The sequence below is a fragment of the Variovorax sp. SG517 genome (assembly GCF_013376045.1).
GTDB lineage: Bacteria > Pseudomonadota > Gammaproteobacteria > Burkholderiales > Burkholderiaceae_C > Variovorax.
The window spans coordinates 240,559-253,755 of the sequence record NZ_JABMJG010000003.1 but is presented as its reverse complement, the minus strand read 5'-3'; the positions used below and the strand labels follow the sequence as shown (position 1 = coordinate 253,755).

Here is a 13,197-nt window from a genome sequence, read left to right as displayed (position 1 = left end):
CACCGCCATGGGCTACATCGTTCGACGCTTCATCGCGACCCTGCCCGTCATGGCGGTGGTGGCCGTGGTGGTGTTCCTGCTGATCCACCTCTCGCCGGGCGACCCGGCCGCACTCATCGCGGGCGACCTCGCCACCACCGAAGACATCGAGAAGCTGCGCGCCGCGCTGGGCCTGAACCTGCCGCTGTGGCAGCAGTTCGGGCTGTGGATCGGCAAGCTCTTCACCGGCGACCTGGGCACTTCGATCTTCACGCAGATGCCCGTCACGCAGCTGCTGGGCCAGCGGCTGGAACCCACGGTGTCGATCGCCGCGCTGACCATGCTCATCACGCTGGTGGTGTCGGTGCCGCTGGGCACGCTCGCGGCCTACCGCGCGGGCAGCTGGATCGACCGGCTGGTGATGCTCTTCGCGGTGCTGGCCTTCTCGGTGCCCGTCTTCCTGGTGGGCTACCTGTTGGTCTACAGCTTCGCGATCCAGCTGCCGTGGTTTCCGGTGCAGGGCTACGTGCGCTTCGCAGAGGGCCCGGGCGAGTGGCTGCGCTCGCTGGTGCTGCCCTGCGTGAACCTCGCGCTGGTCTACATCGCGCTGGTGACGCGCATGACGCGCGCCACCGTGCTCGAAGTGCTGCACGAGGACTACATCCGCACCGCCCGCGCCAAGGGCCTGGGCGTGCTGCCGGTGCTGGGCCATGCGCTGCGCAACGCGGCCATTCCCATCGCCACCACCGTGGGCGCGGGCATCGCGCTGCTGATCGGCGGCGTGGTGGTCACCGAGACGGTGTTCGCCATTCCCGGCGTGGGCCGGCTGGTGATCGACTCGGTGCAGCGGCACGACTACCCGGTGATCCAGAGCGTGCTGCTGCTGTCGGCGGGCGTGTACGTGCTGATCAACCTGCTGATCGACCTGAGCTACCGGCTCTTCGATCCGCGCATCCAGTACTGAACCACCCATGTCCTCCGTACTTCCCATGAGCGACATCGACGTGCCCGCGACGCCCGCCACCGCTGAAGTCGCACCGCCGGTCGAGCCGCCTTTCGGGCCGCCGCGCTTGCGCTGGCTGCGCAAGCACCCGACGCTGATCATCGGCGCGCTGCTGCTGATCGCGGTGGCGGCGCTTTCCATCGCCGCGCCCTGGATCGCTACGCACGACCCGCAGGACATCGACCCGCTCGCGCGCATGCAGCTGCCCTCGGCCGAGCACTGGTTCGGCACCGACGCGCTGGGCCGCGACGTGTTCAGCCGCGCCGTGTGGGGCGGGCGGGTGTCGATGATCGTGGGCGCGTCGGTGGCGCTGCTGGCCACCTTCTTCGGCGTCGCGCTCGGGCTGGTGGCCGGCTTCGTGCGCTGGGCGGACGGGCCGATCATGCGCGTGATGGACGGGCTCATGGCCATACCGGGCATCCTGCTGGCCATCGCGCTGATGGCGGTCACGCGCGCCAGCCTGACGACGGTGATCGTCGCCATCACGGTGCCGGAGATTCCGCGCGTGGTGCGGCTGGTGCGCTCGCTGGCGCTCACGCTGCGCGAGCAGCTCTTCGTGGAGGCCGCGCATGCGGTGGGCACGCGCCTTCCGGTGATCCTGGTGCGCCACGTGCTGCCGAACACCGTGGCGCCGCTGATCGTGCAGGCCACCTTCGTGGCCGCGGCCGCCGTGCTGACCGAGGCCGCGCTCTCCTTCCTCGGCGTGGGCGTGCCTTCGCAGACGCCGAGCTGGGGCAACATGATGGCCGAGGGCCGCAACTTCGTGGCCGTGGCGTTCCACATCATCCTGTACCCGGGCCTGCTGCTGGCGGCCACGGTGCTGGCCATCAACCTGCTGGGCGACGGCCTGCGCGACGCGCTGGACCCACGCCTGGCGCGCCAACTCTGAGCGAGGCAGCCCCATGACCATCGCCATGTCCCACGCAGCGCTGGCTCCCGGCGAGCCGCTGCTCGAAGTCGACGACCTGCGCACGCACTTCCTCACGCCCGGCGGCGTGGTGCGCTCGGTCGACGGCGTTTCCTACACGGTGCGCGCGGGCCGCACGCTCGGCGTTGTCGGCGAGTCGGGCTGCGGCAAGAGCGTGACCGCCCTGTCGATCCTGCGGCTGGTGCCCACGCCGCCCGGCCGCCACATGGGCGCGGTGCGACTGCGCGGCACCGACCTGATGCGGCTGAGCGAGCGCGAGATGCGCCAGATCCGCGGCAACCGCATCTCGATGATCTTCCAGGAGCCGATGACATCGCTGAACCCCGTGCTCACCGTGGGCCGGCAGATCGCCGAGACGGTGCAGCTGCACCAGAAGGCCAGCCGCGCCGACGCGATGAAGCGCGCGGTCGAGATGCTGCGCGTGGTGCAGATCCCGGAGCCCGAGCGCCGCGTGAACGAATACCCCCACCAGCTCTCCGGCGGCATGCGCCAGCGCGTGATGATCGCGCTGGCCCTGGCCTGCAACCCCGAGGTGCTGATCGCCGACGAGCCGACGACCGCGCTGGACGTGACGATCCAGGCGCAGATCCTCGACCTCATCAAGCGGCTGCAGAAGGAGCTGGGCATGGGCGTGGTGATGATCACGCACGACCTTGGCGTGGTCGCCGAGAGCTGCGACCGCGTGGTCGTCATGTACGCCGGAAAGAAGGTGGAGGAAGCCGACGTGATCGACCTGTTCGACCGCCCGCTGCACCCCTACACCCGCGCGCTGATGGCCTCGATGCCCGCCATGAACACCGCGAGCACGCGGCTCACCGAGATTCCGGGGCTGGTGCCGGCCGCGCACGAACTGGGCCGCGGCTGCGCCTTCGCGGCACGCTGCAGCCAGGCGCGCGAACGCTGCCGCGCCGAAACGCCGCGGCTGACGCAGCAAGGCGGCGACCATGTCGTGGCCTGCTTCGCCGTCGAGGAAAACTGGGCCGGTGCCGAGGAGATCGCCGCATGACGACAACCGCTGCAACGCCCTTGCTGAAGGTGCGTGACCTGCGCAAGCACTACACCACTCCCAAGCGCTGGCTGCGGCCGGCCAGGCCTCCGATCCAGGCGGTGAACGGCGTCTCCTTCGACGTCGCACGCGGCGAGACGCTGTCGCTGGTCGGCGAATCGGGCTGCGGCAAGACGACCACGGCCAAGTCGGTGATGCGGCTGGTCGAGCCTACCTCGGGCTCGGTGCAGCTCGAAGGCCGGGAGCTGCTGTCACTCTCCGCCGAGGACATGCGCATGCGCCGGCGCGACCTGCAGATCATTTTTCAGGACCCGTATGCCTCGCTGAACCCTCGGCTGACGGCCGGCGACATCGTGACGGAACCGCTGCGGAACTTTGGCATGGGCGCGGCCGCCGAGCGGCGCGAACGGGTGCAGTGGCTCTTCTCGCGCGTCGGGCTGCGGCCCGAAGCGGTGAAGAAGTTCCCGCATGAATTCTCGGGCGGTCAGCGCCAGCGCCTGGGCATCGCGCGCGCCCTTGCGCTGAATCCGAAGCTGATCGTGTGCGACGAGCCGGTGTCGGCGCTCGACGTGTCGGTGCAGGCGCAGGTGGTCAACCTGCTGATGGACCTGCAGGCCGAGTTCGGCATCGCGTACCTCTTCGTCGCACACGACCTCGCGGTGGTGCGCCACATCAGCCATCGCGTGGCGGTGATGTACCTCGGCCACATCGTCGAGATCGCCGACCGCGACACGCTGTTCTCGGCGCCGCTGCATCCTTACACCGAGATTCTTCTGTCGGCCGTGCCGGTGCCCAATCCGCGCACGCCGGCGCGCCGCATGCTGCTGCAGGGCGATCCGCCGAGCCCGGCCAATCCGCCCTCGGGCTGCCGCTTCCACACCCGCTGCCCGATGGCGCAGGCCGTGTGCAAGGAGAAGGCGCCGGAGCTGAGCGAGCGGCCTTCGTCGTCCGCGACCGGAAGCCACCTGGTCGCCTGCCATTTCCGCTGAAGAAAGGATTCCTCCCGTGTCCGAAAAGCTCCCCCACTACGAACTGCTGATCCGCGGCGGCACCGTGATCGACGGCACCAAGGCGCCGCGCTTCGACGCCGACGTCGGCATCGTCGGCGATCGCATCGTGGCCATCGGCAAGCTCGCCGGCCACACGGCGGAACAGACGATCGACGCCACGGGCCGCATCGTCGCGCCCGGCTTCATCGATTCGCACACGCATGACGACCAAGCGGTGCTTTCGCAGGCGCAGATGCCTTTCAAGGTGTCGCAGGGCGTGACCACGGTGGTGGCGGGCAACTGCGGCATCAGCGCCGCGCCGCTGCGCGCCGACATGGACCTGCCGATGCCGCTGAGCCTGCTCGATTCGCCCGCCGAAGGCCGTTTCACCAGCTTCGCTGCGTACCTCGATGCGCTGCGCGCCGCGCCTTCGTCGGTGAACGTGGCGGCGATGGTGGGCCATTCGACATTGCGCGCGGTAGCCATGGCTGACCTCGACCGCCCCGCGAACGAGGCCGAGATCAAGGCCATGCAGGCGATGGTCGAGGAAGCGATGCAGGCCGGCGCCATCGGCCTGTCGACCGGCACCTTCTACCCGCCCGCTGTGAAAGCGACGACCGAGGAGATCATCGAGGTCGGCCGCCCGCTGACCTCGCGCAAGGCGCTGTACGTGACCCACATGCGCGACGAGAGCGACCGCGTGATGGAGTCGCTGGAGGAAACCTTCCACATCGGCCGCGCGCTGGGCATTCCGGTGGTGGTGTCGCATCACAAGGTGCAGAACACGCGCAACTTCGGCAAGACGAAGGTCACGCTGCCCTTCATCCAGGAGGCGATGAAGCACCAGTGCATCGGGCTCGATTGCTACCCCTACACGGCCGGCTCCACCATGATCCGCACCGACCGCGGGATGATGGAAGGCCGCGTGCTCATCGCCTCCAGCGTGCCGCACCCCGAATGCGCGGGCCGCGACCTGAAGGACATCGCGGCCGAATGGGGCGTCTCGGGCGAGGAAGCGGCGAAGCGGCTGCAGCCCGGCAGCGCGATCTACTTCATGATGGACGAGGACGACGTGCAGCGCATCCTCGCCTTCGACGAGACCATGATCGGCTCCGACGGCATCCCGCTGGGCGACAAGCCGCATCCGCGGCTGTGGGGCACCTTCCCGCGCGTGCTGGGGCACTACAGCCGCGACGTGGGCCTGTTCCCGCTGGAAACGGCCGTCTGGAAGATGACCGGGCTCACCGCCCGCAACTTCGGCCTGCACGAGCGCGGCACGCTGAAGCCGGGCCACCACGCCGATGTGGTGATCTTCGATGCCGCGACGGTGCGCGACACCGCAAACTACGAATCGCCGATGCAGCCGGCCGAAGGCATCGACGCGGTCATCGTGAACGGCGCCCTGACCTGGCGCAACGGGGCGCACTGCGGGGTGCGCAACGGGCAGGTGATCACGCGGCGCAAAGTGGCTGCCTGAGCCTGGTGGGCCTGGTGGGCCTGGTGGGCGCGCTCAGTCGGGCGCGTTCATCACCCGGTCGAACTCTTCGTCGGCTGGCACGTTGTCCGCGTCGAGTTCGCTCGCGTCGGTGAGATCGATCCCCGTTTCCTCCGACAGGTCATCGGAGATATCGTCCTCGGGTTCCTCGAAATCGTCGGCGGGCGTGGTGTCCTCATCGTCTTCGGCGGGCGAAGCGGATCGCGCGGTGGCATTCATGATCTTTCCTCGGCTTGTTTCTGACACGCCCCCTATGGTGCGCCTGTTTCGGCCGTTCCGGTTCATCCGGCGCGAGGCGTCGGTGTCGGAAAGTTTCCCGCCGGTCCGGAAGATCAGTCCTTGTGCACGTGCCCATGCTCCCCGTGGCCGGGGTCGTCATGGCCGTGGTCGTGCCCGTGCTCGCCGTGCGCCAGGCGGCTCACCAGCGTGACCAGCACGATGCCCGCCGCCAGCCACAGGATCTGCGCGGCCGTCTGGCGCGCCGGCAGGCGCTTCTGCAGCTGCGGAATCAGGTCGGCCAGCGCCACGTAGACGAAGCTGCTGCCGGCCAGCACCAGGAAGTACGGCAGCAGGCCGTGCAGCTGATCGACCAGCCACCAGCCCACGATGCCGCCCAGCGCGGTCATGGTGCCGGCGAGCGACACCTTCACCAGTGCCGCGCGCTGGTTGGCCGAGCTCTGGCGCAGCACGACCAGGTCGCCGATGTGGTGCGGAATCTCGTGCGCCAGCACCGCGAGGGCGGCCACCAGGCCCAGGCGCAGATCGGCGGTGAAGGCGGAGGCGATCAGGATGCCGTCGCCGAAGCAGTGCACGCTGTCGCCGGTGAGCACGGCCCAGCCGCCGGTGCGGGGGCCCTGGTCGTGCGCATGGGAGTGGTCGTGGCCATGATCGTGGCCGTGCCCGTGGTGATGGTCGTGGCCCGCGTGCCCGTGGTCCTTCCCGCCGCCGTGGTGGTGTTCATGGCCGTGGTGCCACAGCTCGGCCTTGTCGAGCAGGAAGAAGAACACCAGCCCGAACAGCAGCACCCCGAAGAGCAGCGCCGGCTCGATGCGGCTCTCGAAGGCCTCGGGCAGCAGGTGCATGAAGGCCGTGGCGAGCAGCGCGCCGGCCGCCAGGCTCAGCAGGTGCTGCGGGTTCACGCCGCCCGAGCCGCTTCGCACGCCCACCTTCAGCAGGAGGGCCGCGAGCCAGACGCTCCCGATACCGGCAACCAGGGTCGCCACGATGATGACTATCAAATTCATAGCTGCTTGCGCAAGAAAGACGGCTCCCGGAGAAGTTCCGGCGGCCGTTGTCCGTTCATAAAAAGAGAAAGGCCGTCATTCGACGGCCTTCGGCGGGGGTGGCTACAGGGCGCCGTCTTCAGGCGACGCCATTGGCTTTGAACCAGGCCGCGGCGCGTTGCCAGCCGTCTTCCGCCGCGCTCTTGACGTAGCTGGGGCGGTAGTCGGCATGGAACGCGTGGCCTGCTTCCGGATACACCACGAAGCTCGACGCCTTGGCCGCCGGAGTTCCGTTGGCCAGAGCTGCTTTCATCTTATCAACCGTGTCAAGGGGGATGCCCTGGTCTTTTCCGCCGTAGAGGCCGAGCACCGGCGCCTGCAGGCCGGCGGCCACATCGACGGGATGCTTCGGCGTCAGTTCGCTGGCCTGGCCGACCAGCCGGCCGTACCAGGCCACGCCCGCCTTGACCTTGCCGGTGGCCGCATAGAGCCAGACGATGCGACCGCCCCAGCAGAAGCCGGTGATGCCCGCCTTGCTGGTGTCGCCGCCGTTGGCCTTGGCATAGGCCAGGGCGCCGTCGAGGTCGGCCATGACCTGCGCGTCGGGCACCTTGCTGACGATGTCGGCCTGCAGCTTCGGGATGTCGGTGTAGCCGCGCGGGTCGCCCTGGCGGGCATACAGCTCGGGCGCGATGGCCAGGTAGCCGAGCTTGGCGAAGCGGCGGCAGGTGTCGGCGATGTATTCGTGCACGCCGAAGATTTCCTGGATCACCAGGATCACGGGCAGGCCGGTCTTGCCGGCGGGCGCCGCTGCATAGGCGGGCACCTCGAAGTCTCCGACGGCGTACTTGATGGGGCCGGCCTTCAGGCCATCGGCCGGGGTGCTGATGGCGGTCTGCGCCATCACCGGCATCACCGCGGCCGCGTAGCCCACGCCGATGGCGGCCTTGAGGGCGGTGCGGCGCGTGGCGCCCTGCTCTGTGCTTTCGCCGGGGCGAAGCGAGTCGAAGTCGGAACGGCTGTCGTCGAGAGGCATGTAGTGGGCTCCGGTTGGATCGTCGTACAAGGGACGTTGCGCCATGGAAAAACGCACGCCGCAATGTAGGCGAAATCGGCCGGGGCCTGCATGCCCCCTGGTCTCAGTGGGGTTGCGGCGCCCCGTAGGCCCGTCGCGCCAGCGCGGCTGCCAGCACCTGCGCGGGGTCGACGAGATCGAGCCCGGCCACCGCGGCCGAGCCCTGCAGGCCCAGCGGCACCTCGGTGCAGCCCATGACGATGGAGACGGGGCCATGGCGCCCGGCCAGCCGCAGCGCCACATCGGAGAAGCACTGCTCGGCGAGCTGCATGTTGCCGGCCTTCACGCCCTCGAAGATGCCGCGCGTGATGATCTGCCGCTCCTCGGGCAGCGGCACATGGCATTCCAGGCCTTCCTCGGCCAGCGCCTTCTCGTAGAGGCGGATGCGGTAGGTGCCTTCGGTGGCCATCAGCGCCACGCCGGTCGCGCCCTGGCGGGTAAGGTGCTGCGCCGTCTCGCGTGCCATGTGCAGCAGCTCGACCTGCGGAAAGCGCTCCTGCAGGCTCGCGTGCCAGGCATGCGCGGTGTTGCAGGCGATGGCCACGGTGCGGCTGCCGAGCGCGGCCAGGCGGCCCAGTGCCTGCAGCATCGGCTCCAGCGGCTGGTGCGCGCCCTGATCGGCCGAAGCCAGTGCCTCGGTGCGGTCGGGCACCGGCACCTGCGCGAGCCAGTGCTCGGGAAAGGCCTGGTCGCGCACCGGCTCGCCGCGCGCACGCATCTGCTGCGTGCAGGCCTGCACGAAGAGCCGCACGAAGTCGGCACCCGCCGCGGGGCCCATGCCGCCAAGAATGCCAACGACGCTGGTCGAACTCATGATCTTTCTATCTCTGTTTCAGGAATACCGCGGAACCGGCTTTGCCGGGCCGCTGGCATTGCCCCGGAGGGGGAAGGCGTGCGCGACCCGAAGTGCGCGCAGCCTGGGGGATGAACTCAAGTCGCGGGCTTGTCGCTCAGGGCCTTGAGGTTTTCCTTGAGCTGCGGGCTCATCGGCAGGTTCAGCGGCACGTTCTTCGGCGGAATCGGCTGCATGAACCACTTGTCGTAGAGCTTCTCGAACTCGCCGCTCTTCATCATGCCGGCGAAGGTGTCGTCCACCAGCTTCTTGAAGGCCGGGTCGTCCTTGGGCAGCATGCAGGCGTAGGGTTCGACCTGCAGCGACTCGCCCACCACCTCGAAGTCGCCCGGCGCCTTGGCATTGGCGATCAGGCCGTACAGCAGGATGTCGTCCATGGCGAAGGCCGCGGCGCGGTCGCTCTCGACCAGCAGGAAGGAATCGGCATGGTCTTTGCCGAGCACGATGTCCATGCCGAGGTTCTTCTCGGCGTTGTACTTCCGCATGACCAGCGCATTGGTGGTGCCGGTGGTGCTGGCCACAGTCTTCTTCGCGAGGTCGGCGTAGTTCTTGATCTTCGACGACTTCTTCACCAGCAGGCGCGTGCCCGTGTAGAAGTGGTTGATGGCGAAGGCCACGTCCTTGCCGCGCGCGGTGTTGTTGGTGGTGGAGCCGCACTCCAGGTCGACCGTGCCGTTGGTGATGAGCGGAATGCGGTTCTGCGAGGTCACGGGCATGAGCGCCACCTGCAGGTTGGGCTTGTTCAGCTTCTTCTTCACCGCCTCGACCACGGCGTTGGAAAGGTCCACCGCCATCCCGATCGGCTTGTTGGGGCCGTCCAGGTAGCTGAAGGGCACCGACGACTCCCGATAGGAGAGCGTGATCTTGCCGGACTCGGCGATCTTGGCCAGCGTATCGGCGGCCTGCGCGCCCGTGGCGGTGAAAAGCACCGTGGCGGCCAGGGAAGACATCAGGACGGAGAGTTTCATTCGAGCCTTCATTCGGTTGGACTGAACAGGCGGCCAGTGTAGGAAGTAGCGACGCAAAACGACAATTCCAATTGAAACCTGGCCCATGCCCAAAGGTTATGGGCGGGGGTTCTTTTGGCATTTCCGCCCGCAGCCGAGCGCGCCTACAGTCCGAGCCTCGGTTCTCTAATCAATCTCCTTGCGGAAAGTCGCCCCATGCATGTGTGTGTGCTCGGCGCCGGCATCGTGGGCCTGGCGACCGCCTGGCAGCTCGAACGCCGGGGCCATCAGGTCACCGTGATCGACCGCGCCGCCCCCGGCTCGGGCGCGAGCGGCGGCAACGGCGCGCAGCTCAGCTATTCGTACGTGCAGCCGCTGGCCGACCCCTCGATCTGGAAGCAGCTGCCCAAGCTGCTGCTGTCGCCCAACTCGCCGCTCAAGCTGCGGCCGCAGCTCGATCCGCTGCAGTGGCGTTGGGGCATGGAGTTCCTTGCGGCCTGCAACGCGCGCACCTCGCGCGACACCACGGCCAGGCTGCTGGAACTGGCCGCCTCGAGCCGCGTCGAGTTCGAGGCGATGCGTGCCGAGCTTTCGCCCGACTGCGATTTCTCCGCCACCGGCAAGCTGGTGCTGTATGCGAGCCAGGCATCGCTCGAAGGCGCCCGCGCCCAGCTTGAACTGCAGCGCGCCATGGGCAGCGAGCAGCGGCTGGTGACGCCCGAGGAATGCATCGCCATCGAGCCCGCGCTCGCAAGCTACCGCGACCGGATGGCGGGCGCCGTCCATACGCCCAGCGAATGCGCCGCCGACTGCCTCAAGGTGTGCACCGAGCTGACGAAGGCGTTGGGCACGCGCGGCGTGGGCTTCATGTCCGGCGCCGAGGTGCAGGGCTTCGTGCGCAGCGGAAACCGCATCGCCGCGGCACGCACCGGCGACGGCGACGTGGAGGCCGACGCCTTCGTCATGGCGCTGGGCTCCGCGTCGCACAGGCTGGGCCGCGCGCTCGGGGCCTATCTGCCGGTGTATCCGCTCAAGGGCTACAGCATCACGGTGGACGTCGATTCCGCGCCGGGCGCGGCACCGCATGTGAACGTGACGGACAGCGCGCGCAAGGTGGTGTTCGCACGCATCGGCTCGCGCCTGCGCGTGGCGGGCATGGCCGAGCTGGTGGGCCACGACGCGAGCATTCCGGCCACACGCATCGAGACGCTGGTGGCCGCCACGCGCGCCCTCTTCCCGCATGCGAGCCGGCTCGAGGAACTGCATCCCTGGACCGGCATGCGCCCCGCCACACCCAAGGGGCTGCCGATCATCGGACGGCTCGGCAGCGCCCCGTCGAACATGCTGTTCAACACGGGCCACGGGGCTCTGGGCTTCACGCTGGCCTTCGGCTCGGCGCTGCGCGTCGCGCAGGAACTGCAGGCCTGACCAGGGCCCAGGGCCTCGCTAGGTCCTAGATCGTTTCCTGAATCGCTTCCTGCATGCAGCGCGTGATGCCGCGCACCGCCACCGAGTCGGGCCGCGCAGCGAAACGCAGCGCGCGGATAGGCACCGGGATCCGGGGCTCCAGCATCAGCACGTCGACCTTCTCGCGGTCGGCCGAGCGCGCCGTGCAGCCGTCCACCAGCGCGATGCCGATGCCGTGGTGCGCCATGGCCAGCGCCGCGTGGTAGGTCTGCACCGTCACCACCGCCTGCTGGAAGCCCACGCCCGCCTGCCGGCAGGCCTGGCTCAGGCTGGTGCCCACGGGGTCGCGGCTGTCCAGGCCGATCACCGGCCGGTCGACGAGATCGTGCAGCGCCACCGAGCCGTTGCGCACCAGCGTGCGCGGCAGCATGCCCTTGGGCGCGATGCACACCATGCGGCTGTCGGCCAGCGTCTCCTGCGTGAGCGAGGGATGCACCGCCGGGCTGAAGGCGAAGCCCACGTCGGCCTCCTGCAGCAGCAGCGCCGACATGATCTGCGGCGAATGCAGCGACTCCACCGTGATCGCATAGCCCGGATGCTTCTCGCGGAATGCCTTGAGCGCGCGCGGCAGGATGTCGTAGCTCAGCGCCAGCACGCTCAGGATGCGCAGCTCGCCGGTGTCGCCGGCCGTGCGCAGGTTGGAGGCCAGCCGCTGCACCTCGTCGAGCTGCGCGAACAGCCGCTCGATGTGCGGATACAGCGTGAGCGCCTCGGTGGTCGGCGTGAGCCGGCCCTTGGCCCGCTGGAACAGCGGAAAGCCCAGCTGCAGCTCGGCATGCTGCAGCGTGCGGCTCACCGCCGGCTGCGTGATGTTGATGAGCCGCGCCGCCGCGCTCACGCTGCCCGTGAGCATGATCGCGTTGAAGACCTCGATGTGGCGCAGTCGCATTGCGAGCGAAGGGTTCAGTTGCCCGAGGACGCCTTGCCTCGGGCGAGGTCCATCACTATGCGCGTGCCGAGGTACAGGCGCGGCTCGATCGAATTGACCAGCACGTACTCGGCATCGGCCGAGTGCGCGCCGAAGCCCTGCAGGCCGAAACGCTCGACAACCGGCGCCTTGGTCTTGAGCGCGGCGAAGGCCGCATCGGTGCCGCCGCCGGCGGCCTTGTCGTCGGCGCCCAGCGGCAGGCCGAGTTCGTCTTTGTAGATCTGCTGCGCGTGGCGTGCCATGGCGATCGAAGCGTCGGAGGACTCCAGCGGCGGACGGCGGCGCTCGAACTTCAGCTCGACCTTGGCCTCGGGAATGAGCTGCTTCTTCACGCGCTCGTTCACCTGCTGCTCGATGCGGTCGTAGTCGCTCACCTTGAGCACGCGCACGTCGGCCGCGGCGGTGGCGCTGGCCGGGATCACGTTGCGGTTGCTGCCCGACTTGGAGATGGTCCAGTTCATCTTCAGCCCCGTGGCCGGGTCGGACAGGTCGCGCATCTGCAGGATCTGGTGCGACAGCTCGTACAGCGCATTCACGCCCAGCTCGGGCGCCGAGCCCGCGTGCGAGGCCTTGCCGGTGACGTTCAGCGTGACCGATGCGATGCCCGCGGTGGCGAGCGAGAGCTTGTCTTCCTTCACCGAGGCACCTTCGAAGGACAGCACCGCGTCGTGCTCGCTGCCCATGCGCGTGATGAGCGCACGAGCGCCGGGCGAGCTGATTTCCTCGTCGCCGTTGATGAGCACGGTGAGCGTGCCGTAGTCCTTGAACTTCATCGCCTGCAGCATCGACACGATGTGCGTGATGACGGCCACGCCCTGCTTGTCGTCGGCGATGCCCAGGCCGTAGGCCCTGTCGCCCTCGATGCGGAAGGGCTGCTTGTTGAGCATGCCCACGGTGTAGACCGTGTCCATGTGCGCGATCAGCAGGATCTTCTTCTTGCCCGTGCCCTTGAAGGTGGCACGCACCGCGCGGCCGATCTTCTCGGGCGTGTCTTCCATGCGATAGGCCTCCGCGCTCGGATCGATCAGCTCGACCTCGCCTCCCAGCGCCTTGAACTTCGCGGCGATGAGGTCGGAGATCTTCTCCAGGCCGTCGAGGTCGCGGCTGCCGGACTCGATGGAGACCAGCTCCTTCAGCGTGTCGAGCAGGGCGGGCTTTTCCTTGGCGGCGAGCGCGGCGATCTTCGCATCGGGCGCCGCGAAGGCGCTGCCGAGGAAGGCGGCGCAGACGGCGGCGAGCAGGAATTGGCGGTGCGGGAATCGGTTCATGTTCTTGCGTTTCTTCCTTGTGTGGCTGACTGGTTG

13 protein-coding genes are annotated in these 13,197 nt (G+C 68.6%); 6 read left to right on the top strand and 7 right to left on the bottom strand.

All coding sequences use genetic code 11. The annotated features are described in order from the left end of the window. Nucleotides 1-7: 7 nt before the first annotated feature. The 5 genes from FHT32_RS10675 to FHT32_RS10655 are packed head-to-tail and all read left to right on the top strand — an operon-like array spanning nucleotide 8 to nucleotide 5,382. On the top strand, nucleotides 8-943 hold the full coding sequence (locus FHT32_RS10675; RefSeq protein ID WP_007831166.1) for an ABC transporter permease: 936 nt from the start codon (nucleotides 8-10) through the stop codon (nucleotides 941-943). 7 nt (nucleotides 944-950) lie between these two features. Continuing rightward, nucleotides 951-1,871 carry an ABC transporter permease gene (locus FHT32_RS10670; RefSeq protein WP_256098957.1) on the top strand — a complete coding sequence of 307 codons (921 nt, stop codon included), beginning with the start codon at nucleotides 951-953 and terminating at the stop codon, nucleotides 1,869-1,871. 13 nt (nucleotides 1,872-1,884) lie between these two features. Next, nucleotides 1,885-2,916, top strand: coding sequence for an ABC transporter ATP-binding protein (locus tag FHT32_RS10665; RefSeq protein WP_176664600.1), 1,032 nt, complete (start codon nucleotides 1,885-1,887; stop codon nucleotides 2,914-2,916). Beyond that, nucleotides 2,913-3,905, top strand: coding sequence for an ABC transporter ATP-binding protein (locus FHT32_RS10660; protein ID WP_176664599.1), 993 nt, complete (start codon nucleotides 2,913-2,915; stop codon nucleotides 3,903-3,905). The genes FHT32_RS10665 and FHT32_RS10660 overlap by 4 nt, the downstream gene beginning before the upstream one ends. Nucleotides 3,906-3,921: 16 nt before the next feature. Then, complete coding sequence (locus FHT32_RS10655) at nucleotides 3,922-5,382, top strand: D-aminoacylase (protein WP_176664598.1); 1,461 nt, start codon at nucleotides 3,922-3,924, stop codon at nucleotides 5,380-5,382. A gap of 33 nt (nucleotides 5,383-5,415) precedes the next feature. Here FHT32_RS10655 and FHT32_RS10650 read toward each other — a convergent pair whose 3' ends face one another. The 5 genes from FHT32_RS10650 to FHT32_RS10630 all read right to left on the bottom strand — a co-directional run bounded on the left by FHT32_RS10650 (nucleotide 5,416) and on the right by FHT32_RS10630 (nucleotide 9,519). Continuing rightward, the gene (locus FHT32_RS10650; protein WP_176664597.1) at nucleotides 5,416-5,619 is read right to left on the bottom strand and encodes a hypothetical protein; all 204 of its coding nucleotides are present in this window, start codon (nucleotides 5,617-5,619) and stop codon (nucleotides 5,416-5,418) included. 113 nt (nucleotides 5,620-5,732) lie between these two features. Then, entirely contained in the window at nucleotides 5,733-6,644 is a 912-nt protein-coding gene (locus FHT32_RS10645) for a ZIP family metal transporter (RefSeq protein ID WP_176664596.1), read from the bottom strand. A 118-nt stretch (nucleotides 6,645-6,762) separates the two neighbouring features. Further along, the gene (locus FHT32_RS10640) at nucleotides 6,763-7,659 is read right to left on the bottom strand and encodes a dienelactone hydrolase family protein (RefSeq protein ID WP_176664595.1); all 897 of its coding nucleotides are present in this window, start codon (nucleotides 7,657-7,659) and stop codon (nucleotides 6,763-6,765) included. Nucleotides 7,660-7,762: 103 nt separating this feature from the next. Further along, the gene (locus FHT32_RS10635; protein ID WP_176664594.1) at nucleotides 7,763-8,512 is read right to left on the bottom strand and encodes an aspartate/glutamate racemase family protein; all 750 of its coding nucleotides are present in this window, start codon (nucleotides 8,510-8,512) and stop codon (nucleotides 7,763-7,765) included. Between the two features lie 116 nt (nucleotides 8,513-8,628). Continuing rightward, nucleotides 8,629-9,519, bottom strand: a complete 891-nt coding sequence (locus tag FHT32_RS10630; protein ID WP_176664593.1) for a transporter substrate-binding domain-containing protein — start codon at nucleotides 9,517-9,519, stop codon at nucleotides 8,629-8,631. Nucleotides 9,520-9,714: 195 nt separating this feature from the next. Here FHT32_RS10630 and FHT32_RS10625 point away from each other — a divergent pair, with 195 nt between their 5' ends. Further along, complete coding sequence (locus FHT32_RS10625) at nucleotides 9,715-10,926, top strand: D-amino acid dehydrogenase (RefSeq protein ID WP_176664592.1); 1,212 nt, start codon at nucleotides 9,715-9,717, stop codon at nucleotides 10,924-10,926. A 25-nt stretch (nucleotides 10,927-10,951) separates the two neighbouring features. Here FHT32_RS10625 and FHT32_RS10620 read toward each other — a convergent pair whose 3' ends face one another. Continuing rightward, a complete protein-coding gene (locus FHT32_RS10620) occupies nucleotides 10,952-11,854 on the bottom strand; it encodes a LysR family transcriptional regulator (protein ID WP_176664591.1) in 903 nt (300 codons plus the stop codon). Between the two features lie 14 nt (nucleotides 11,855-11,868). Further along, nucleotides 11,869-13,161: a M20/M25/M40 family metallo-hydrolase gene (locus FHT32_RS10615; protein WP_176664590.1), complete on the bottom strand. Its 1,293-nt coding sequence runs from the start codon at nucleotides 13,159-13,161 to the stop codon at nucleotides 11,869-11,871. Nucleotides 13,162-13,197 lie beyond the last annotated feature (36 nt).